The organism is Serratia sp. PL17, assembly GCF_017832355.1.
In the GTDB taxonomy this organism is placed as follows: Bacteria; Pseudomonadota; Gammaproteobacteria; order Enterobacterales; family Enterobacteriaceae; genus Serratia.
Window position 1 is genome coordinate 948,388 of sequence record NZ_JAFIBY010000001.1, and the last position, 19,932, is coordinate 968,319.

20 protein-coding genes are annotated in these 19,932 nt (G+C 54.8%); 11 read left to right on the forward strand and 9 right to left on the reverse strand.

Annotation, left to right across the window (positions count from 1 at the left end):
- Window positions 1-14: 14 nt before the first annotated feature.
- Entirely contained in the window at window positions 15-572 is a 558-nt protein-coding gene (gene puuR, locus JOE25_RS04725) for an HTH-type transcriptional regulator PuuR (protein ID WP_209632936.1), read from the reverse strand.
- Window positions 569-1,330, reverse strand: a complete 762-nt coding sequence (puuD, locus tag JOE25_RS04730) for a gamma-glutamyl-gamma-aminobutyrate hydrolase (RefSeq protein ID WP_209632937.1) — start codon at window positions 1,328-1,330, stop codon at window positions 569-571. Before puuD ends, puuR begins: the two co-directional genes overlap by 4 nt.
- Before the next feature lie 239 nt (window positions 1,331-1,569).
- On the opposite strand from puuD, the gene JOE25_RS04735 reads away from it, so the two are divergent.
- The 6 genes from JOE25_RS04735 to JOE25_RS04760 all read left to right on the forward strand — a co-directional run bounded on the left by JOE25_RS04735 (window position 1,570) and on the right by JOE25_RS04760 (window position 7,281).
- Window positions 1,570-2,988, forward strand: coding sequence for a glutamine synthetase family protein (locus tag JOE25_RS04735; protein ID WP_209632938.1), 1,419 nt, complete (start codon window positions 1,570-1,572; stop codon window positions 2,986-2,988).
- Between the two features lie 130 nt (window positions 2,989-3,118).
- A complete protein-coding gene (locus JOE25_RS04740) occupies window positions 3,119-3,316 on the forward strand; it encodes a hypothetical protein (protein ID WP_209632939.1) in 198 nt (65 codons plus the stop codon).
- On the forward strand, window positions 3,306-4,676 hold the full coding sequence (locus JOE25_RS04745; protein ID WP_209632940.1) for an APC family permease: 1,371 nt from the start codon (window positions 3,306-3,308) through the stop codon (window positions 4,674-4,676). The genes JOE25_RS04740 and JOE25_RS04745 overlap by 11 nt, the downstream gene beginning before the upstream one ends.
- Before the next feature lie 92 nt (window positions 4,677-4,768).
- Complete coding sequence (yddG, locus tag JOE25_RS04750; RefSeq protein ID WP_209632941.1) at window positions 4,769-5,662, forward strand: aromatic amino acid DMT transporter YddG; 894 nt, start codon at window positions 4,769-4,771, stop codon at window positions 5,660-5,662.
- A gap of 72 nt (window positions 5,663-5,734) precedes the next feature.
- A complete protein-coding gene (locus JOE25_RS04755) occupies window positions 5,735-6,007 on the forward strand; it encodes a hypothetical protein (protein ID WP_209632942.1) in 273 nt (90 codons plus the stop codon).
- A gap of 392 nt (window positions 6,008-6,399) precedes the next feature.
- A complete protein-coding gene (locus JOE25_RS04760; protein ID WP_209632943.1) occupies window positions 6,400-7,281 on the forward strand; it encodes a nucleoside-specific channel-forming protein Tsx in 882 nt (293 codons plus the stop codon).
- 54 nt (window positions 7,282-7,335) lie between these two features.
- On the opposite strand, the gene JOE25_RS04765 is transcribed toward JOE25_RS04760, so the two are convergent.
- Entirely contained in the window at window positions 7,336-7,515 is a 180-nt protein-coding gene (locus tag JOE25_RS04765) for a hypothetical protein (RefSeq protein ID WP_209632944.1), read from the reverse strand.
- A 462-nt stretch (window positions 7,516-7,977) separates the two neighbouring features.
- Between JOE25_RS04765 and JOE25_RS04770 the strand changes: the two genes are divergently transcribed.
- Together JOE25_RS04770 and JOE25_RS04775 are read left to right on the forward strand one after the other, a co-directional pair.
- On the forward strand, window positions 7,978-8,442 hold the full coding sequence (locus JOE25_RS04770) for an anti-virulence regulator CigR family protein (RefSeq protein WP_209632945.1): 465 nt from the start codon (window positions 7,978-7,980) through the stop codon (window positions 8,440-8,442).
- A gap of 117 nt (window positions 8,443-8,559) precedes the next feature.
- Entirely contained in the window at window positions 8,560-9,090 is a 531-nt protein-coding gene (locus JOE25_RS04775) for a chorismate mutase (protein ID WP_209632946.1), read from the forward strand.
- A gap of 8 nt (window positions 9,091-9,098) precedes the next feature.
- Here the strand turns inward: JOE25_RS04775 and JOE25_RS04780 are convergent, their stop codons facing one another.
- The 4 genes from JOE25_RS04780 to hutC all read right to left on the reverse strand — a co-directional run bounded on the left by JOE25_RS04780 (window position 9,099) and on the right by hutC (window position 13,827).
- Window positions 9,099-10,634, reverse strand: a complete 1,536-nt coding sequence (locus JOE25_RS04780; protein ID WP_209632947.1) for a serine hydrolase domain-containing protein — start codon at window positions 10,632-10,634, stop codon at window positions 9,099-9,101.
- A 254-nt stretch (window positions 10,635-10,888) separates the two neighbouring features.
- Window positions 10,889-11,692 (reverse strand): N-formylglutamate deformylase, encoded by an 804-nt coding sequence (hutG, locus tag JOE25_RS04785; RefSeq protein ID WP_209632948.1) that lies wholly within the window; start codon window positions 11,690-11,692, stop codon window positions 10,889-10,891.
- Window positions 11,689-12,912 (reverse strand): imidazolonepropionase, encoded by a 1,224-nt coding sequence (gene hutI / locus JOE25_RS04790; RefSeq protein ID WP_209632949.1) that lies wholly within the window; start codon window positions 12,910-12,912, stop codon window positions 11,689-11,691. Before hutI ends, hutG begins: the two co-directional genes overlap by 4 nt.
- 159 nt (window positions 12,913-13,071) lie before the next feature.
- Window positions 13,072-13,827: a histidine utilization repressor gene (hutC, locus tag JOE25_RS04795; protein WP_209632950.1), complete on the reverse strand. Its 756-nt coding sequence runs from the start codon at window positions 13,825-13,827 to the stop codon at window positions 13,072-13,074.
- Window positions 13,828-14,001: 174 nt separating this feature from the next.
- On the opposite strand from hutC, the gene JOE25_RS04800 reads away from it, so the two are divergent.
- The 3 genes from JOE25_RS04800 to JOE25_RS04810 all read left to right on the forward strand — a co-directional run bounded on the left by JOE25_RS04800 (window position 14,002) and on the right by JOE25_RS04810 (window position 17,004).
- Window positions 14,002-15,372, forward strand: a complete 1,371-nt coding sequence (locus JOE25_RS04800; RefSeq protein ID WP_209632951.1) for a formimidoylglutamate deiminase — start codon at window positions 14,002-14,004, stop codon at window positions 15,370-15,372.
- Window positions 15,372-15,935, forward strand: a complete 564-nt coding sequence (locus JOE25_RS04805; protein ID WP_209632952.1) for a HutD family protein — start codon at window positions 15,372-15,374, stop codon at window positions 15,933-15,935. The genes JOE25_RS04800 and JOE25_RS04805 overlap by 1 nt, the downstream gene beginning before the upstream one ends.
- A 67-nt stretch (window positions 15,936-16,002) precedes the next feature.
- Window positions 16,003-17,004, forward strand: a complete 1,002-nt coding sequence (locus JOE25_RS04810; RefSeq protein ID WP_209632953.1) for a LacI family DNA-binding transcriptional regulator — start codon at window positions 16,003-16,005, stop codon at window positions 17,002-17,004.
- A 134-nt stretch (window positions 17,005-17,138) separates the two neighbouring features.
- On the opposite strand, the gene JOE25_RS04815 is transcribed toward JOE25_RS04810, so the two are convergent.
- Both JOE25_RS04815 and JOE25_RS04820 read right to left on the reverse strand, forming a co-directional pair.
- Window positions 17,139-18,581, reverse strand: coding sequence for a glycoside hydrolase family 32 protein (locus tag JOE25_RS04815; RefSeq protein WP_209632954.1), 1,443 nt, complete (start codon window positions 18,579-18,581; stop codon window positions 17,139-17,141).
- Window positions 18,578-19,837, reverse strand: coding sequence for an MFS transporter (locus JOE25_RS04820; RefSeq protein ID WP_209632955.1), 1,260 nt, complete (start codon window positions 19,835-19,837; stop codon window positions 18,578-18,580). Before JOE25_RS04820 ends, JOE25_RS04815 begins: the two co-directional genes overlap by 4 nt.
- Window positions 19,838-19,932: the final 95 nt, after the last annotated feature.

Here is a 19,932-nt window from a genome sequence, read left to right on the forward strand (position 1 = left end):
CCTTGCTCCGTTGATCAGAAAGTCGTCGGTGTATGGGCGCTGATAATTCGGCAAATCCGCGCCGACGTGTTGCTGAAACTGTGGGGAATGCCGGTGTTGATGGCGTAGCTCTGGCCAGCCTGCAGATGATAAGCCTGCCCATTGACCTGCAATACCACCTCGCCTTCCAGCAGGGTGCCAATCTCTTCCCCCTGATGCTTAATACGTTCGCCGGTGGTGGTACCCGGCTCATAGGTTTCGATCATCATCGCCAAAGTGCGATTGGGGTCGCCGTTGTGGATCAATTTCATCGACACCCCCTGACTGCCAATTTCGATCAGATCTTGGTGATCGATAACAATTTGCGGTTCATCCGGTTTTTCCGGCTCGGCGAAGAACGCCGACAGTGACAGCCCGTACACCGTCAGCAGCTTTTGCAAGGTACTGATGGCCGGGCTGACCTTGTCCTGTTCGATAGTGCTAATGGCGCTGTGGGTTAATCCAGACAGTTCGGCCGCGCGGCGCTGTGACAGACCCAATTGTTGGCGGATCTGTGACAGGCGTTTTCCCGGTGCCAAGCTGACATCGCTCATGGGCGTTTTTCCTTTTGATAGTGTCGGCAAGCGCTAATGAAACCTTCAAACAACAGACGCGACAGGGCGTACTCTTCACTGTTCCATTCCGGGTGCCACTGCACACCCAGCGCAAAGGGCTGATCGCGCAGGCTGATAGCCTCCACCAGCCCGTCTGCGGCGTGGGCCTCGATACGCACGCTGGAGCCGAGGGTTTTTGCCCCTTGCCCATGCAGTGAGTTCACCCAGAATCTGTTGCAATCCGGTATCAGTTGCGAGAGTAATCCGCCTTCCTGAACGATGACTTCATGGGCAGGGGCGTATTGTTGTTCCAGCGGTAGGTCGTGATCTTCTCGGTGTTCGAGTAATTCAGGTAATTCAAACAAGCGACGGTGGAGAGTGCCTTGGGTGGCAACCACCATTTCCTGCATGCCGCGGCAAATGGCGAAAAGGGGAATGCGCCTGTCGAGCGTATGGCGGATTAACGCCAGGCTCAATTCATCTCGCCCAGGATCGGCGTCAGGCTCATCGCCGTTTTCATCATAAAGGTGCGGCTGCACATTACTGGGGCTGCCAGGCAATAAAATGCCATCGAGGTGAGGCAGCAGTGCGTCCAGCAGTTCCGGCTCCGCAAGCGCGTGCGGCAGGGCGATTGGCAGCCCTCCAGCGGCTACTACGGCATTTAGGTACTTTTCTTGCAAGGTCTGAGTGAGGTGCCCGTTTAACCTATACCTGCACATCACTACGCCGACCACTGGTCTGTTAAATATATTGCCCATGCTATCCCCTTGGTATGTTCGAAATTATGAACGATAAGCTTCTCCACTGCCGTTTTCGTTCAATATTTTATAAATCTAGCAGTCAAATGGGCAATATTCAAACTCAAAGTAACACTTGCAAAACAATTTTGTTGCATCTATGTTTCATTGGTGGACATTATATTGAGCAAGATGGTCAAAAAACATCGACGGCAATAAGTGTGAGAACCACAGACAAAAACATACATGGCGGGTGAATCATGCAGACCAACATAGTAGAAGTGGAAAACTTTGTTCAGCATCATGAAGAAAAGCGAAGTAGCGCGTTCCAGCGTGAAGTGAAGAAGTACCTGGAGCGTTATCCATTAACTCAGCACGTTGACGTTCTGCTGACCGATCTTAACGGGAGTTTCCGCGGTAAACGCATTCCGGTTGCCGGGCTGAGTAAACTGGAGAAAGGGTGTTACTTCCCCGCATCGGTTTTCGCGATGGATATTCTCGGTAACGTTGTCGAAGAGGCTGGATTAGGGCAAGAACTGGGCGAGCCGGATCATATCTGCGTGCCGGTGCTGGGGACATTGACGCCGTCAGCGGCGGACCCGCAATACATCGGCCAGGTACTGCTCACCATGCTGGATGAAGATGGTACTCCCTTTGACGTTGAACCGCGCAATGTGCTGAACCGAGTGTGGCAGCGTTTGCGTCAGCGCGGGCTATCCCCCGTAGTAGCGGTAGAGTTGGAGTTCTATCTCATCGATCGCCAGCGCGATTCGGAAGGCTATCTTCAGCCGCCATGCGCACCGGGGACTCAGGAACGCAATACCCAGAGCCAGGTTTATTCCGTCGATAACCTTAACCACTTTGCCGATGTGCTCAGTGAGATTGATGAACTGGCGCGTATGCAGGGTTTGCCGGCGGATGGTGCGGTGGCGGAAGCCTCGCCAGGCCAATTTGAGGTCAACCTGCACCACACCGACAATGTCCTGCAGGCCTGTGACCATGCATTGGCGCTAAAACGCCTGATCCGCATGGTGGCGGAAAATCACAACATGCAGGCCACGTTTATGGCAAAACCCTACGAAGAACACGCCGGCAGTGGTATGCACGTGCATATCAGCATGCTGGACAGGCAGGGCAATAACGTTCTTGCGGACGACGACGGCGAAGATTCTGCATTACTGAAACAGGCACTGGCAGGAATGATTGCCCTGATGCCTTCTTCTATTGCGTTACTGGCACCTAACGTTAATGCTTACCGCCGTTTCCAACCGGGCATGTACGTCCCTACTCAGGCATCCTGGGGCCACAACAACCGCACAGTGGCACTGCGCATTCCCTGTGGCGATCGCGACAGCCACCGTGTGGAGTATCGCGTGGCCGGCGCCGATGCCAACCCTTATCTGGTGATGGCGACCATTTTGGCGGGTATTGTTTATGGCCTGGAAACGACGTTGCCTTTGCAAGAGCCGGTAACCGGCAACGGCCTGGAGCAAGAGGGGCTACCTTTCCCAATCCGCCAAAGTGATGCGCTGTACGAATTTGAGCACCAGCCGGTACTGACTGCGCTGCTGGGGGAAAGGTTTAGCCACGTCTACCTGGCCTGCAAAACGGATGAGTTGGTGCAGTTTGAGCGCCTGATCACCGAAACCGAAATCGAGTGGATGCTGAAAAACGCCTGACCCACTCAATATCCATTATACCGCGCGCGTTTGGCGCATTCCGCCGGCTATCCTGTGGCCTGCGAAGCTGCGCGCAGCGGTACAGCATTTCTTCCACTTTGGCGTACAGGACGCCAGCGAGGAAATAATCATGACAGCCATAACTGAACCATCAGTCTGCTCAGGCGTGTGCCTGAGCCGCAGTAAATACGGGCCATCTGCAGGCTTGTTCCCGTTGTCTTTACATCGCATTTTCCGCCGCCTGAACAGCAGTTTCCCCGCGGCCTCTCTGAATGACGTTAACCAGTTACCAGCAGAGGACAAAGAGGGGAAGAGCCATGACGATTAATGCCATTAACGGTAATGAAGCAGCCAAACCGCAGCTGCGTAAATCTCTGAAGCTGTGGCAAGTGGTGATGATGGGCCTGGCTTATCTGACACCGATGACCGTGTTTGACACCTTCGGTATTGTTTCCGGACTGACTGACGGTCACGTGCCTGCCTCTTATTTGCTGGCGCTGGCTGGCGTACTCTTTACGGCAATCAGCTACGGCAAACTGGTGCGCCAGTTTCCGACGGCGGGTTCCGCCTATACCTATGCGCAGAAGGCCATTAATCCGCACGTCGGCTTTTTGGTGGGGTGGTCCTCGTTACTCGATTACCTGTTCTTGCCGATGATTAATACGCTGCTGGCAAAAATCTACCTGACCGCCTTGTTTCCTGACGTGCCGCCGTGGGTATGGGTGGTGGGTTTTGTGATCATTATTACTGCCATCAACCTGAAAAGCGTCAATCTGGTGGCCAACTTCAATACGTTATTTGTTCTGGCTCAGGTTGCCATCATTGTGGTGTTTATTTTCCTGGTGGTGCGCGGTTTGCACAGCGGTGAAGGGTTGGGCACCGTGTGGAGTTTGCAACCGTTCGTGAGTGAGAACGCGCATCTGCTACCGATTATTACCGGTGCTACCATTTTGTGTTTTTCGTTCCTTGGCTTTGATGCGGTCACCACGTTATGTGAGGAAACGCCCGACGCCGCCAGGGTGATTCCCCGCGCCATTTTCTTGACCGCGCTGTATGGTGGGGTGATTTTCATCAGCGTGTCGTTCTTTATTCAGCTGTTTTTCCCTTCTATTCAACGTTTCCACCAGCCAGATGCGGCATTGCCAGAAATCGCGCTGTATGTGGGCGGCAAGCTGTTCCAATCGATTTTCCTCTGCATTACCTTTATTAACACCTTGGCGTCCGGTTTGGCCTCACACGCCAGCGTGTCGCGGCTGTTATATGTAATGGGGCGCGATAATGTGTTCCCGGAAAAGTATTTTGGCTATATCCATCCGAAGTGGCGCACGCCGTCGTTGAACGTGCTGTTGGTTGGGCTGGTGGCGTTGTCTGCGCTGTCATTCGATTTGGTCACGGCCACGGCATTGATCAACTTTGGTGCACTGGTGGCTTTCACCTTCGTCAATTTGTCGGTGATCAGTCATTTTTATATCCGCGAGGGCCGCAACAAAACGTGGAAAGACCATTTCAATTATCTGTTGCTGCCGTTGGTGGGGGCTCTGACGGTGGGCGTACTTTGGTTGAATCTGGAAAAAAGCTCGCTAACCATGGGACTGATTTGGGCCGCTCTGGGCTTTGGTTACCTGGTGTATCTCACCCGGCGTTTCCGCCAGCCACCTCCGCAGTTTGAGCGACAACCGCAGCAATAACCCAAGCCAGGCGGGGACGCCCGCCTTTCTTTTTTTTCCTGTGGGCAGTAGAGTGAAAATCCTGATAAAAAATAACCTATTGGATTTCATCGATGCCCTCTTTCCCCGTCCAGTATAGAGCCACATTACTCGGCCTGTTAGCGATCTTGCTGTGGAGCAGCGTTGTCGGCCTGATACGTAGCGTTAGCGAGGGGCTGGGGCCTATTGGCGGTGCGGCGATGATTTACAGCGTCAGCGCGATTTTTTTGCTGCTGGTGCTGCGGCTGCCAAATTTTCGCCATTTCCCGCGAGCCTATCTGATCCTCGGTAGCCTGTTGTTTGTCAGCTATGAGATCTGTCTGTCACTGTCACTGGGCTACGCGAATACCCGCTTGCAAGCCATTGAGGTTGGGATGATCAACTATCTCTGGCCTTGTTTTACCGTGCTGATGGCGCTGGTATTCAACGGGCAAAAAGCCAAATGGTGGCTGGTGCCAGGGTTGTTGCTGTCATTATTCGGTATCGGCTGGATCATGAGCGGCGAGGGCGGTTGGTCACCGGCGCAAATGCTGGAAAATGTGCGTAGCAATCCGCTGAGCTATTCGCTGTCGTTCGCTGGCGCGGTGATTTGGGCACTGTATTGCAATCTGACCAAGAAAATTGCGCAGGGTCAAAACGGTGTCGTGCTGTTTATTACGCTGACCGCCATGGCGTTATGGCTGAAGTACGCGTTTAGCGCCGAAAGCGGCATGCAATTTACCCTTCCCGTGACCTTGACGCTGCTATGTGCGGGTATCGCGATGGGGGCGGGCTACGCGGCGTGGAACGTCGGTATTCTGCATGGCAATATGACGTTATTGGCGACGGTGTCCTATTTTACGCCGGTGTTGTCAGCGGTATTTGCCGCCCTCGTGCTGGAGACTGCGCTGACGGCCAATTTTTGGCAGGGAGTGGTGATGGTCACGTTGGGCTCATTAGTGTGCTGGCGGGCAACCCGAGGAAATTAACGGAAATTATCAACCGATTGTCCGATGTTGGACTAGAATCTAACTAGCGATTCTGCATGAAGGAACATGAAAATGAGAGACGATATCCAATTCATTCAGCAGCCAGTTATTGATGATGAAAGCTATATGCGCGGTGATACCGTGCGACTGACCACGGCTAATTTGCGCCACGAATACCAACTGGATGTCAGTATTTTGCGTCGCGAAGGCAAGTTGATTGTGGGGTCGGTGATCGCTGCCGCACCCAAAGTGGATATTCCACCCAAAGAGTGGGAGATCGCACCTGGGCAGGAGGTGGTTTTCCGTCAAGAGAATATCGCGAAAGCTCTGCCCGCCGTTAACTGAAGTTTGACCAGCGGGGGGCTATTCCCCGTTTATCACCGTAGATTTCCTCAAAATGCCAGCGTTAAAAGCGCTGGCATTTTCATTTTTGCGACAGACCTGGTTACGTTTTTGTGTTGAACATAATTGGCACAAAAACTGCTTAAAAATTTACCGGGCATGACAAAAATCACAGCGATCGTGAATTTTCATGAAACATAATTTGACAAATGTGAACGCAATCGATTACCTATTCGCAAAATGCATAACTGGATCACAGATTCTTACACCCAGTGATTTCTATAATGCGCGCGTCGCCCGAGAGTTTGTAAGCGGAGGCAACGCCAGGTGTCGTCAGACTCATTGTCATCTTTTCTAACGGGCAGGAAATGGCCCTTTAAGCATGTGGTAATAAAATGAAAAAAATAGCTCTCGCAGCAGGTGTACTGCTCGCAGCGTCTTACAGTGCATCTTCAATGGCTGATAGCAAAGACAGCCAATACGTTTCAGATTGGTGGCACCAGAGCGTTAACGTGGTAGGCAGCTACCATACCCGTTTCGGACCTCAGTTGAACAACGACGTCTACCTGGAGTATGAAGCCTTCGCTAAAAAAGATTGGTTCGACTTCTATGGCTACGTTGACGTACCTAAGTTCTTCGGCGTTGGTAACACGCCGGATCGTGGCATCTGGGACAAAGGTTCACCGATGTTTATGGAGATTGAACCGCGCTTCTCCATCGACAAACTGACCGGTACCGATCTGAGCTTCGGCCCGTTCAAAGAATGGTACTTTGCTAACAACTACATCTATGACCTGGGCCACAATGCCGATGGTCGCCAGAATACCTGGTACATGGGTCTGGGTACCGACATCGACACCGGTCTGCCGATGAGCCTGTCGATGAACATCTATGCAAAATACCAGTGGGAAAACTACCAGGCTGCCAACGAAAACAGCTGGGATGGTTACCGCTTCAAAGTGAAATACTTTGTGCCGTTGACCCAACTGTGGGGTGGCAATCTGAGCTACATCGGCTTTACCAACTTTGACTTTGGTTCCGATCTGGGCAAAGACAGCAATTGGACCGACGGTACCGGCAAGCAAGTGCGTACCAGTAACTCAATTGCTTCCAGCCATATCTTGGCGTTGAATTACGATCACTGGCACTACTCGTTTGTTGCCCGTTATTTCCATAACGGTGGCCAGTGGCAGGATGGGGCTGATATCGGCACTCCGCAGGGCCCAATTAAATCCACCGGTTGGGGTTACTACCTGGTAGCCGGTTATAACTTCTGATTTTCCGTGGTGTCAGAAACAGAAAACCCCGCTTTGGCGGGGTTTTTTTTGTCATCACTGCGCAGGTTCACCCGGCAAATGTCTTACCGGCATAAATAATCGTCCTTTGATTACATGGCATTCATTATTGATCCAGTTGATGATTTGTTCACGGCTCACGCCTTCAGATTGCGCGTAGCGGTGAAGATCGCCATTAAAGTGCTGTGTGATGTATTCCATGAGGGTCATTTGCATGTCTTTTGCTCCTGAACGCCCGTCAGTTGCCACCTGGCCATTGCGGGAGGTTAAGGTTTCTCAGACGCCGAATTTAAAGTATTGGCAACTAAATCTCAACAAAAAGCACTGGTGTGGTGCATTTGATGTCAGTTTTATAGCAAAAAGAATCCCGCACGGAGTGGCGGGAAGTATTCCGAATTATCACTTTGGGTGATGAAAAATAATTTGAGGTGCGACGAAAAAGAGCAGATTCACTCTTTTTTGTGACCCTCACAAACTACGACAAGGCTTATTTCTCTGCAAGAAAAATCTCAGTCAAATCATTCGGTTTTATCGAGTTATTTTGCAGTGGGGGACCGTATTTTCATCTGAAGGGTGCGTCCTCATTCCAGGGGATAAATATCTCAGAGTTTTCCGCATGCTTTATGTGGACAGTTGCGCCAATATTGGAGGCAATAACCCATGCAGGAAGTGACACCCATGCGTACACCTCATATTACCCTCACCGTGCTGGCGCTGATCGCGTCGTTGGGCCTGTCATCTGCACCGGCATTGGCTGATAAAGGGGGGGACGGCCATGGCAACAACGGTAATCATGGCAACAACGGTAATCATGGCAATAACGGTAACCACGGTAATAAGGCCAAAGGAAACGATAGCGACCAAGGCATGGTTTCAGTCAGTATTTCTCGTGAGCGTGCACGCTCTCTGGCAGTGAACTATGGGCTGACCGGGTACCGTTCTTTACCGCCGGGTATTGCCAAAAATTTGGCGCGTGGCAAGCCGTTACCCCCTGGCATCGCCAAGAAAATGGTGCCCTCATCGATGCGCCATGATTTGCCTTATTATCCAGGCTATGAATGGCGTATTGCCGGTGACGACCTGGTCTTGGTCGCGCTGAGCACCGCATTGGTAGCATCAGTGATCAATGGCGTGTTTAATTAACGCGGGATTTTGCTGCGTAGAGCCTCGCTTCGGCGGGGCTTTTTATTTGCCTGAACCCAAGGTTCGTGGTGAACTCTTATCCTTATTGTTTTTAGGCAAATAAATAAGGACATGGTCATGTTCAGGATGTTATTGATTGCCTGTTGTCTGGTCAGTTTTTCCTCGTTGGCTGAAAGCAACATGGCACTCGGTGAGCTGGTAAACCAGCGGTTGTCTTACATGAAAGATGTTGCGGGTTATAAGGCACTACGCAATCTGCCAATTGAGGATTTGGCGCAAGAGGCCAACGTATTGGCAAGTGCGGAGGCAGAAGCGGGGCGTTTAGGATTGGATCCGCTTTCTGTCAGGCCCTTTATCAAGGCACAAATGGACGCGGCCAAGGCAATCCAATACCGTTATCGCGCAGGCTGGCTGGCGCAGCCGGAAAGTGAGTGGCAGCCGCGCCCGCTCGAGAGCGTACGGCCGCAGATTGCTGAACTCAGTAGCCGTATTTTACAGCAGTTGGCGACGGAGGTGAAAAGCGGTTCGTTGACGCAGGCCAGTCGCAGTGCCTTTATTCACGCGATTGATCAGGCCAACCTGAGCGAGGCTGACAAACAGCGCTTATTTACCGCCTTGCTGGCCGTCAGGGTAAGCAAGGCGGGGTGACAGCGCGATTAATCGCAACCCACGCCGCTGCGCTGAAAGGTCAGCACGCGGCTGCGATTAGCAATCAAATCCACGCTGTAACCACGGAAGTACAGGCAAAAGCGTTTTAACCACGGGCCGTCGTTGCTTTCAACCAGCATGCGGCCCTGGCCGAGCGAACTGATTGTCCCGGTCTGTGCCGCAGGGCCAACCCCAATATGCACTTGATCGCCGCAAATTTCGAAAGCTGTTCGGTACTGCGGGTGATACCACAACCCCTGAACGTGTTTCAGGCAGTCGCGGTTGGGTGTCACTGGCAGAAAACTGCGCGTCACATGGCCCACTTCCCCTTCAACGGCTTCCCCCGTCCATTTGAGCCGTATCGGCATATGAGCGGAAAGCGACACGGCGTAACCATCATCAGCTTGATACAGGGGTTCATCGCTACCCAGATAGGCGACGTTGCCGTTTTTCACCTCCAGCCAGTAGGGTTCGGCCACCGTGGCATAAATACCGTCAGGAATCGCCGTGCTGCGTTGCGGGAGCGCTTCGCCAAGCAAAGCGGCCATGACCTGCAGTGCCATAGCAAAACTGTCACAGTCCTCGCGGTTGGCGACCAGTACGACGCCAGCTTGACGGTCAGGTGCCAACAAGAAATAGGTTTTGTAGCCGGCATGTGAACCGCCGTGCCCCAGCAGTTGATGTTGGCCGAGCGGAGTTTGTGCCAGCCCCAGACCATAACGGCTGAGTTGGCCCTGGTTGAGATGACGCGGCGCACTGAGTTGTGCCAGTACGCCACGGCCGGGATCGCGATCGGCGAGCAGCGTTTGTAACCAGCGGGTGAGGGCATTGGCGCTGCCCGTCAGGCTACCGGATGCGGAAAGATGCAGACCCGCAGTGGCGAGTTGCCAACCCAGTGCTGAACGCCAGTAACCGGGGGCTAGACCGGGGACAACGTCAAACCAGCTTTCGGGCGCCCGTAGCTGCACCTGCAACGGCTGGGCGATGTGCTGCTGCACCAGTTGGTCAAAATCATAGCCCCTGGCTTGGAGTGCGGCTTCGACCAGCCGGTAACCGGTATTGGTGTAGGTGATTTCGCTTCCCGCGGGGTAGTTCAACCCACTCAGCCCTTGCAGGAACTGCATCACCGGCTGTGCCTCGCTGCGAGTGTGCACCGAGATGCCCAACAACCCCAGGGTTTCGCGCACGTCGGGGAGCCCGCTGGTCATGTCGAGCGCTTGGCCGACGGTGACGTCTGCCAACGGAGATTGCAGCTCAGGCAGCAAGTTGCCAAGCCGGTCACTGAGGCTGATGGCGTTGTCCGTGGCATTTAGTGCCAGCGCGGCGAAAATATGTTTGGTGACAGAGGCATAACGGACTACGGTGTCGGCGGTAAACGGGGTATTTTGCGCCAGATCGGCAAGGCCTGCGCTGGTGGTCGCTTGGATCTGCATCGCGTCGAACAGGGTAATCGCTCCACCGGGTTGGCCATCGGGCTGCCAATCAGCCAACAGCCGGTTGGCAACCGCCTGTGCGGCGCGCCAGTTTAGCGGGATTTCAGACATATCTAGCCTCCAGAATAGATTATCAATTTGTGCCTCGATGGGCTTTTCGCCAGATTGTCGCGTACCACGCAATCTGCGGGCCGCTGTTTTGTGCGCTGTTCCGACCAGATACGGTAATTTTCAGTCAAAACTGAGATGCAGTACGCAAATCGAAACGGCAGAAGGGAAGGAGGCAAAATGTGTGCCACAAGGCAAGACGTCAAGCGCAGGGATATGCGAGGCCGGCGCCGTGCCTCGCAACAGGTAGAGAAGACTTAGCGTGGCAACCCGCCCCAGGAAAGCAGACTGTCGATCATTTGTTTGAGCAGGCGTTGCAAGGACGCTGCACGCTGCGGATCAAAAGCAAAGGGATACTGTTCTGACATGTAGTTCACCTGCGCCAGCTCAAGCTGAATGGCATGCAGCTGTTCTTGCGGCTGGCCGTAAGCGCGAGTGATGTAACCACCTTTGAAACGGCCGTTAAGCACGTGCGTGAACTGTTGCTGCTGTTCACAACAGGCGACCAGACGATCGCTCAGCGCCGGGGCGCAGCTTTCACCGCTGTTGGTGCCCAAATTGAGGTCCGGCAGCTTACCGTCGAACAACCGTGGGATCACTGAGGCAATAGAATGCGCATCGAAGAGCAATGCGTAACCGTGTTTTGCCTTTAACCGTGCCAGTTCATCCTGCAATTGCTGGTGATAGGGTTGCCAGATGTCTTGCAGATAACGGGAACGCTCCTCATCAGAGGGTGCCTTGCCCGGCAAAAAGCTCGGACGTCCGTCAAACAGCACGTCAGGATACAGACCGGTCGTCGCGGTAGTATACAGCGGCTTATCGTCCGCGGGGCGGTTCAAGTCGATGACAAAGCGCGAATAATTACCGACCAACATGCTGGCACCCATCGCACGGGCAAAATCGTACAACTGCGGGATATGCCAGTCGGTGTCGGGTAGCGGTCGCGCGTCGTCGGTCAAACCGGCTTCGACCGCCGGCGTGAGTCGAGTACCGGCATGGGGAATGCTGATCAGCAACGGCAGGCTGCCGGCATGGAAATCAAACGGATCGCGAATAGTCATTGACGTACTTCTCCTCGGAAAATCACCGTACAGGGCAGTTGTCCGCCCAACCAGTAAGCCAGTTCAGCCGGTCGCGACAGCGGCCAGTGTACAAAATCTGCCACTTTGCCCGTTTCCAGCGTGCCATGGCTGGCTTGAAGGCCCAGCGCTTTAGCCGCGTGAGTCGTGACACCGGCAAGGGCTTCTTCCGGTGTCAGACGGAACAGGGTGCAGGCCATATTGATCATCAAACGCAATGACAGGGCCGGTGAGGTGCCTGGATTGGCGTCACTGGCAATGGCCATTGCCACACCGTGTTTGCGGAACAGGTCAACCGGTGGACATTGGGTTTCACGTAACAGGTAGTACGCCCCTGGCAGCAGTACCGCTACGGTACCGGCGTCGCCCATGGCGCGGGCATCTTGTTCGGTGGCGTATTCCAGGTGATCGGCGGATAGGGCATGGTGCTGCGCTGCCAATGTGCTGCCGCCCAGTGCAGAAAGTTGTTCGGCGTGCAGTTTCACGGGCAAACCCGCCGCTTCAGCGGCGGCGAACACTTTTGCCACCTGCGCGGGAGAGAATGCCAGGTGCTCGCAGAAGGCGTCGACCGCGTCGGCAAGCCCGGCGGCAGCCGCTTGAGGAATGATGGTGTTGCATACCAGATCGATATAGTCGTCGGCGCGGTTGGCGTATTCCGGCGGCAGGGCGTGCGCTGCCAGGCAGGTGGTTTTCACCTCTACCGGCACGTGTTCGTCCAGTCTGCGTGCGACACGCAACATTTTTAGTTCGCTTTCTGGTGTCAGACCGTAGCCGGATTTGATCTCCACGCAGGTTACACCTTCCGCCAGCAACGGGCGCAGACGAAACAGCGCCTGTTCAAACAACCGCTCTTCATCGGCGTCGCGAGTGGCTTTGACCGTGGAAATGATACCGCCGCCTTGGGCGGCAATGTCGGCATAGCTTACACCGTTCAGACGCTGTTCGAACTCACCGCTGCGATTGCCACCGAACACCAGATGCGTATGGCAGTCAACAAAGCCTGGGGTAATGATGCCGCCGTCGAATTTCACCGTTTCATCCGCGATTAGCGCAGCCGGCATTGCCGCATGTTCACCCAGCCAGACAATTTTTCCATCACGCACGGCAATCGCGCCGTTGCTGAGCGTGTGGTATTTGCCGTCGCGCATGGTGACGATATCGGCTCCGTGCCACAGGCTGTCGCAGTGAATCTCAGTGGTCATTGCTTTTCTCCGCTGGAGCCTTGGCTCCCACATGGTTGTATATACAATTAAAAACAACCTAGCGCATTCATCGGATTGTCACAAGAGGCAGGCTAAAAATTTGTTATCGGGATGTGATCGTTGTGGAAGGGCGGGTGCAAAAGCAGCACCCGCAGGGAATTACACGTCAGTGGTGAAACGGCCGAACAGTTGATAGCGGCTGCCCGGATACAGCAGGCGCGCTGAGGTCACCACGGTTTTACCCGACCAGGTGCGGCGGTGGATCAGCAGTCCGGGTTCATGGTCCTCCAATTGCAGCAATTCACGCTCACGGGAGGTTGGCACCACCGCTTCCACGATATGCTCGCCGGCGGTCAGCGGTGCGGCCTGTGTCAGGTAGATATAGGGCGTGACGCGATCGAAATCCTGCTTCATGTAATCAGGTGCGATCAGGGGGTTCACGCAGCGGTCCTCTACCTGAACGGGAATGTCGTTTTCGTAATGCACGATTTGTGAATAGAAAAGCTGTTGGCCGGGCTGGATACCCAACGCGACCGCCTCTTCTTCGCTGGCAGGGCGTGCTTTGAGCTGCAGAATTTTGCTGCTGTGCCGATGCCCACGTGCGGCAATTTCGTCGGCAATGTTATGCACTTCCAGCAGGGCGGTGTGTGCCTTGGCTTCGGCGACAAAGGTGCCAACACCCTGCATGCGGATGAGGAAGCCTTCAGTCGTCAGCTCACGCAGTGCGCGGTTGATGGTCATACGGCTGACGCCAAGCTCGGCGACCAGCTCGCTTTCAGAAGGAACGCGTTGGTGCGGTAGCCAATGACCTGCGCGGATCTGGTTTACGATTGCCTGCTTGACCCGTTGATAAATTGGGGCGGGGGTATCGCTCATTGCAGCAGCCAGTTGTAACAGGGTCTGTTGATCAACCACGACGTTAACCTCGTCAAATAAAAAAATAATAACACCAGTTTACTGTTGATGTCGGCGTATGTATATGTATATACAACTAAGGGCCGGTTCGCCACAGCAACACGTTGGCCCTGCATTTTCGGATGCGCGATTATCGCGCGTTATCAGCCGTTACACTAACAGTGGAAGACTGCCATGCCAGCTTATTTTGCCTCACGCTCTCTGCTCCCCGAAGGGTGGGCGCATAACGTCCGCCTGGATGTTGATGCGCTAGGTTACCTGACTCAGGTGACTGCCGATTCAGATCCTCAAGGCTGCACCCGATTGCACGGCGACGTGGTACCGGGCATGCCGAATCTTCATTCCCATGCTTTTCAGCGTGCGATGGCCGGGCTGGCAGAAATAGCGGGTAACCCACAAGACAGCTTCTGGACCTGGCGTGACCTGATGTACCGCCTGGTGCAGCGCTTGACGCCGGAACAGGTGGAAGTGATCGCCCGTCAACTGTATATCGAAATGCTGAAAGGGGGATATACCCAGGTTGCGGAGTTCCACTATCTGCATCACGGCGCGGACGGCAACCCTTACGCCGATCGCGGTGAAATGACGGGGCGTCTCAGCCAGGCGGCAGCACAGGCGGGGATTGGTATGACACTTTTGCCGGTGTTGTACAGCTATGCGGGGTTTGGCGGTCAGCCCGCGCAACCAGGGCAAAAGCGTTTTATTCAGAATGCGGAAAGCTATCTGGAGCAGCAGCAGGTGATTGCCCGTCAGTTGGCGGATCAACCTTTGCAAAATCAGGGACTGTGCTTCCACTCGCTGCGAGCGGTAGAACTGAGCCAGATGCAGCAGATCCTTGCCGCATCAGACAGCACCTTGCCGGTGCATATTCATATTGCAGAACAGCAAAAAGAGGTCAATGACTGTCTGGCCTGGAGTGGCCGCCGTCCGGTAGCTTGGTTGTATGATCACTTGCCGGTCGATAGCCGCTGGTGTCTGGTGCACGCAACGCATCTCGACCGTGACGAGCTGGAGCAGTTGGCGCGCAGCAAAGCGGTAGCGGGCCTGTGCCTGACCACGGAAGCGAATCTGGGCGACGGTATTTTCCCCGGCGACGCCTACCTGCAGCATCAGGGGCGTTGGGGCATCGGCTCCGACAGTCATGTCTCGCTCAATGTGGTTGAGGAACTGCGCTGGTTCGAATACGGCCAGCGGTTGCGCGATCAGCGTCGTAACCGGTTGACTACGCCAGAGCAACCGGCAGTGGCCGATGTTCTGTACCCGCAGGCCTTGCAGGGGGGGGCGCAGGCTTGTGGCGCGCCTATTGGGCGTTTACAAAGTGGTTACCGTGCCGATTGGCTGGTTCTGGACGGTGATGACCCTTATCTGGCTGCTGCACCTGACGCCGCCATTCTGAATCGCTGGCTGTTCGCCGGCGGCAAAGAGCAAATTCGCGACGTGTTTGTCGGTGGTCGGCAGGTGATTGAACAGGGGCGTCATGCCCTGCAACAGCAGAGCAGCACAGAGTTTCTGCAGGTGCTGAAAACGTTCCAGCAGGAGGCATAATGGGCCCGACGCGTTTTGATTTTGCCTCTCTGCCGGTAACGCCGTGGCGCAATGGTGGGGGAGAAACCCGCGAGATTGCCTGTTGGCCCGCTGGCAGTCAGGATTTTGATTGGCGCGCCAGTATTGCCACTATCGCGCAGGACGGCCCTTTCTCAGCTTTCACCGGTATCGATCGGTCGATCACGTTGTTGGAAGGCGATGGTGTGCATTTGCTGAGCGACGGGCAGATTGATCATCACCTTTCGCAGGTTGGTGAGCCGTTCGCCTTTTCCGGTGATGTGGCACTGAATGCGACATTGCTCGGCGGTAGCAGCCAAGACTTCAATATCATGACCCGACGCGGCCGCTGGGCAGCTAACGTGCAGCGTGTAACTGCGGCGACGGTGTTACCCCGCCATCATGCCGGTGTGTTGTACGTGCTGCAGGGCCGTTGGTCGCTGGCCGATGGCGTCATGCTGGCTGCGCGTCAAGGCGTGTGGTGGGCGGCGGATGAACACCACGGCACCTTGTCGTCGCTGGCGGAAGACAGCGTCATTCTGTGGGCCGATATCATGCCCTGCTAGACCGGGCTAGAGTCCAGCGCTAAGCTATGGGATTATTTGGTTTTCTATCCCACACAGAGAAGGGTGCATGGCCTCGCTGAAAGACGTTGCAAAACTTGCCGGGGTATCGTTAATGACGGTATCCCGTGCCATCAACGAGCCCGATAAGCTGCGGCCGGAAACCTACCAACGCGTCAAATTGGCGATTGACCAACTCGACTATGTGCCCGATCTCGCGGCACGGCGCATTCGCGGCGACAGCAGCCGGGTGCAAACGCTTGGCGTTTTGGCGCTGGATACTGCAACCACACCGTTTTCTGTGGAAATGATCCTGTCGATTGAAAAAACGGCGCGCGAGCACGGTTGGAACAGCTTTGTCGTTAACCTGTTCGCCGACGACAACGCTGAGCACACCATTGACCTGCTATTGGCACATAGACCGGATGGGGTGATCTTCACCACCATGGGGCTGCGCCAGGTGACCCTCCCGGCCAAGCTGCTGGATAAAAAACTGGTGCTGGCGAATTGCGTCAGTCCGGAACATCGGGTCGCCAGTTACATTCCTGATGATGAACAAGGCCAGTACGACGCAATGTGTACGCTGATCGCCAAAGGCTATCGTGCCCCCTTGTGTATTCACTTACCTGAAACCACCGTGGCAGCGGGCCTGCGTCGCCGCGGCCTGGAGCGTGCCTGGTGTGACGCGGGGGGGGATGTGAGCCAGTTGCGTCAGTATCATCTCGATTTGACGGATGGCGACGAGCATTACCGCGACAGCGTAGAACTGCTGGAAAGGCACTTTTCACCCGGGCAGCGCGACTGTGATGTGGTGGTGTGCGGGAACGATCGGGTAGCATTTATGGTGTATCAGGTGCTCTTGGCGCAGGGCTGGAAAATACCTCAGCAGGTAGGCGTTTTGGGCTATGACAACATGGTGGGGATTGGTCAACTGTTCCTGCCACCGCTGACGACGGTACAGTTGCCACATTACGAACTGGGCCGTCAGGCGGCGCTGCATCTGATCAATCAGCTCGATCACCAGGATACGCGGAAAGTCGCTTGCCCACTGTTGCTGCGCGAATCACTTTAATCCATCAGGGCCCAATAAACGCGTGCTGGTAATCAATGGCTGGGAACCGGCCCGAACATGTTCGACCCGATTTATCCCTTGCAGATGCAATGGGGCGCAGCATGTAAACTGTGCCCCTCACACCAAACAGGCGTTTATTCCCAGATGCTGTCCAATTCCCAGGCCTGTAATGCAGCAAACTGCGCCTGTCCACTTTCGGCAAACAGGCTAACGCCTTGATGACCGTCGGCCGGGTAGATACGGCTGGTTAGACAGGCAACGCCCTGATTGACGAAGACCTCCAACGATGATCTGTCGATAAAGATCTGTAACGATAACCCTTCCCCCGCCGGTAGTGGCACGCTGCGACAACCACATAGACCGGGATCCTCACTGAACCGCTCCAATACCAGGCGATGCGCCTGATTATCGACGTACAGCCGTGCAGCCTTACCGATAGCGATACCGTAACGCTCGGCATTACTGTCAGCCAGATTCAGCGTCAGGGCTAATTCCTGCACTTCTCCCGCTAACATTTGACGTTGGTTGCACAGCGATACCGCAGCCAGAGATTGTTGCTGCCCACGCAATGCCGCCAATTCGCGTGCCGGGTTCATCAGTACGTTTCCATCGGCCGCCAGCGTCAACTCACGGGGCAGGGTAAGGGCGCCGGCCCAGCCGTGCGCTTTGCTCGGCATCGGGGATTCCCACATGTCCATCCAGGCGAACAGCATGCGTCGGCCATCGGCGGTGGTAAAGGTTTGTGGCGCATAGAAGTCGTGCCCGTTGTCCAGTTCGCAAAACGCTTGGGTAACGTTGAAATCATTGCCGGGTTGCCAGTGACCAAGCAAATAGCCGCTCTGGAATCGATTGCGATTGCGGTATCCCTGCGCCGCCAACCCTTGTGGGGAGAATAGCAACACCTGTTTTTCCCCTAACGGGAAGAAATCGGGACACTCCCACATATAGCTCTGATGTAACGTCTGTGCAGCGCTCAATACGCGATCAAACTGCCAGTCGTGCAGATCGTTCGAACGGTAAAGACGCGCTTGTCCCAACCCGTTCTCCTTGGCACCGACTACCATCCACCATTGGTCGCCGGCGCGCCAGACTTTTGGATCGCGAAAGTGCTGGATACCCTCTGGCGGCGTTAGCACCGGCCCGTGTTTAACGAAATGGATCCCATCTTCGCTGGTGGCCAGGCATTGCACCTCGCGTACCTGATCATCATCGCCTTCTTTGCCCAGCCAGACGTGGCCGGTATAGATCAGTGTCAGTATGCCGTCATTATCCACCGCACAGCCTGAGAAGCAGCCGTCTTTGTCATCATCATCGCCTGGTGCCAGGGCGACAGGTTGGTGCTGCCAGTGCGTGAGATCTTGGCTGGTCGCGTGGCCCCAGTGCATTGGTCCCCAGTTCTCATCATACGGGTGGTGTTGATAGAACACGTGATAGACACCGTTAATACAGATCAGGCCATTGGGATCGTTGATCCAGCCTGCGGCCGGAGCCAGATGAAAGCGTGGGTAGTACTGCTCCTGACGTTGTGCGCGCAGGGCTTCGACCGCATGATCGGCTTGAGCTAAGGCATTTTTCATTGGGTTGGCTCACTTGATTTTATCGTGGATTGAAATGGATGCGTGCTGATCACGGTCTCGCCGCGCAGCAAAAAGCAGGAAATCAGTGTGGTACCGGCCACCGCGCAGCCCATCAGCAAATAGGTGTCAGCAAAACCGATGCGGTCATAACCGTAACCCGCCAAGGGGGCCAGAATGCCGGCAACGATCTGGCTGATAAATTGAAATCCGACCAGATACAAGGTGGAGGACAGGCGACTGTCGAAGCGCGTAGTGATGTACTTGAACATCGCTACCAGCAGGATCGGCAATTCTACGGCGTGCAGTAACTTCATGGCGGAAATCATCAGTGCGCCGCTGGCCATGCCGGAACCGAACATGCGCAGTGCCATTACGCTACTGGCCAGCAACAGACTCTGTTTGATGCCGATGCGGTTAACCAGCAGCGGTGCCAGGAACATGCCGCCGGCCTCCAGAAACACCTGCAGTGAGTTGAGGAAACCGTACATACGGTTGCCTTCTTCGTGGGTTGCGAACTGCGAGGCGAAATAAACCGGGAACTGCTGATCAAACACGCCGTAGATGCTGGTGCCGAGTACGAATACCACGAGTGCCCAGAACCCCGGTAAGCGCAGCAATGCCAGGGCGTCCTGCAGTTTCAGGTTTTCCGGCTTGCCGTACTCGAGACCGGCCATGGCATTGGGTTTCAGCTCACGCACTTGCCACAGTAACAGCAGAAACACTGCCGCCGAGGCCGAGGCGATCCAGAAGTTGATGTTGGGGTTGATATTGTAGTTAAAACCGGCAAAGAAGGTGGCGCTGGCCCAGCCCAGAGAGCCCCACATACGCGCCCGGCCAAATTCGAAACCGACGATGCGGCTGACACGTTCGGTATAGGATTCCAATGCGCCAATCCCGGCGTTGAACGCCAGGCTGACAAATACGCCGCCGACCAATGCGCCGGCCACCAAATTGGTTTGCAGTAGCGGGGCATAGACGTAGATAAAGAAGGGGCCGGTGAGTAACAGCAATACCCCGACAAACAGCAGCAGATGTTTACGCAGCCCGAGTTTGTCCTGAATAAAACCGTACAGCGGCTGTGCGCACAGCGCCATGATCGACATTGCGGAGAAGATGAGGCCGGTTTCTGTCCCTTTAAGGCCAATTTTCTGGTTCAGCCAGATCGAAATCAGTGAAAAGCTGGATGACCAGGTAAAGAAGAAGAAAAACAACAGGCCGCTGAGAAGTGCATAATATTTTTTTGTTTCGCGGTTCATGTGGAATGCCCTGATGGATGAAATTGGCTCTATTGTTAACGTTAACTTTGTGCCAAATAAAGTCATCAAAATGAGATGTTGCGATGTTAATCACA

Coding starts and splice junctions, on each gene's coding strand:
- yddG (WP_209632941.1), top strand. CDS start 4,769: ATGCCCTCTTTCCCCGTCCAGTATAGAGCCACATTACTCGGCCTGTTA.
- JOE25_RS04735 (WP_209632938.1), top strand. CDS start 1,570: ATGCAGACCAACATAGTAGAAGTGGAAAACTTTGTTCAGCATCATGAA.
- puuR (WP_209632936.1), bottom strand. CDS start 572: ATGAGCGATGTCAGCTTGGCACCGGGAAAACGCCTGTCACAGATCCGC.
- hutI (WP_209632949.1), bottom strand. CDS start 12,912: ATGACCACTGAGATTCACTGCGACAGCCTGTGGCACGGAGCCGATATC.
- JOE25_RS04760 (WP_209632943.1), top strand. CDS start 6,400: ATGAAAAAAATAGCTCTCGCAGCAGGTGTACTGCTCGCAGCGTCTTAC.
- JOE25_RS04780 (WP_209632947.1), bottom strand. CDS start 10,634: ATGTCTGAAATCCCGCTAAACTGGCGCGCCGCACAGGCGGTTGCCAAC.
- JOE25_RS04810 (WP_209632953.1), top strand. CDS start 16,003: ATGGCCTCGCTGAAAGACGTTGCAAAACTTGCCGGGGTATCGTTAATG.
- JOE25_RS04740 (WP_209632939.1), top strand. CDS start 3,119: ATGACAGCCATAACTGAACCATCAGTCTGCTCAGGCGTGTGCCTGAGC.
- JOE25_RS04755 (WP_209632942.1), top strand. CDS start 5,735: ATGAGAGACGATATCCAATTCATTCAGCAGCCAGTTATTGATGATGAA.
- hutG (WP_209632948.1), bottom strand. CDS start 11,692: ATGACTATTCGCGATCCGTTTGATTTCCATGCCGGCAGCCTGCCGTTG.
- JOE25_RS04775 (WP_209632946.1), top strand. CDS start 8,560: ATGTTCAGGATGTTATTGATTGCCTGTTGTCTGGTCAGTTTTTCCTCG.
- JOE25_RS04820 (WP_209632955.1), bottom strand. CDS start 19,837: ATGAACCGCGAAACAAAAAAATATTATGCACTTCTCAGCGGCCTGTTG.
- JOE25_RS04770 (WP_209632945.1), top strand. CDS start 7,978: ATGCGTACACCTCATATTACCCTCACCGTGCTGGCGCTGATCGCGTCG.
- JOE25_RS04815 (WP_209632954.1), bottom strand. CDS start 18,581: ATGAAAAATGCCTTAGCTCAAGCCGATCATGCGGTCGAAGCCCTGCGC.
- JOE25_RS04805 (WP_209632952.1), top strand. CDS start 15,372: ATGGGCCCGACGCGTTTTGATTTTGCCTCTCTGCCGGTAACGCCGTGG.
- puuD (WP_209632937.1), bottom strand. CDS start 1,330: ATGGGCAATATATTTAACAGACCAGTGGTCGGCGTAGTGATGTGCAGG.
- JOE25_RS04800 (WP_209632951.1), top strand. CDS start 14,002: ATGCCAGCTTATTTTGCCTCACGCTCTCTGCTCCCCGAAGGGTGGGCG.
- JOE25_RS04745 (WP_209632940.1), top strand. CDS start 3,306: ATGACGATTAATGCCATTAACGGTAATGAAGCAGCCAAACCGCAGCTG.
- JOE25_RS04765 (WP_209632944.1), bottom strand. CDS start 7,515: ATGCAAATGACCCTCATGGAATACATCACACAGCACTTTAATGGCGAT.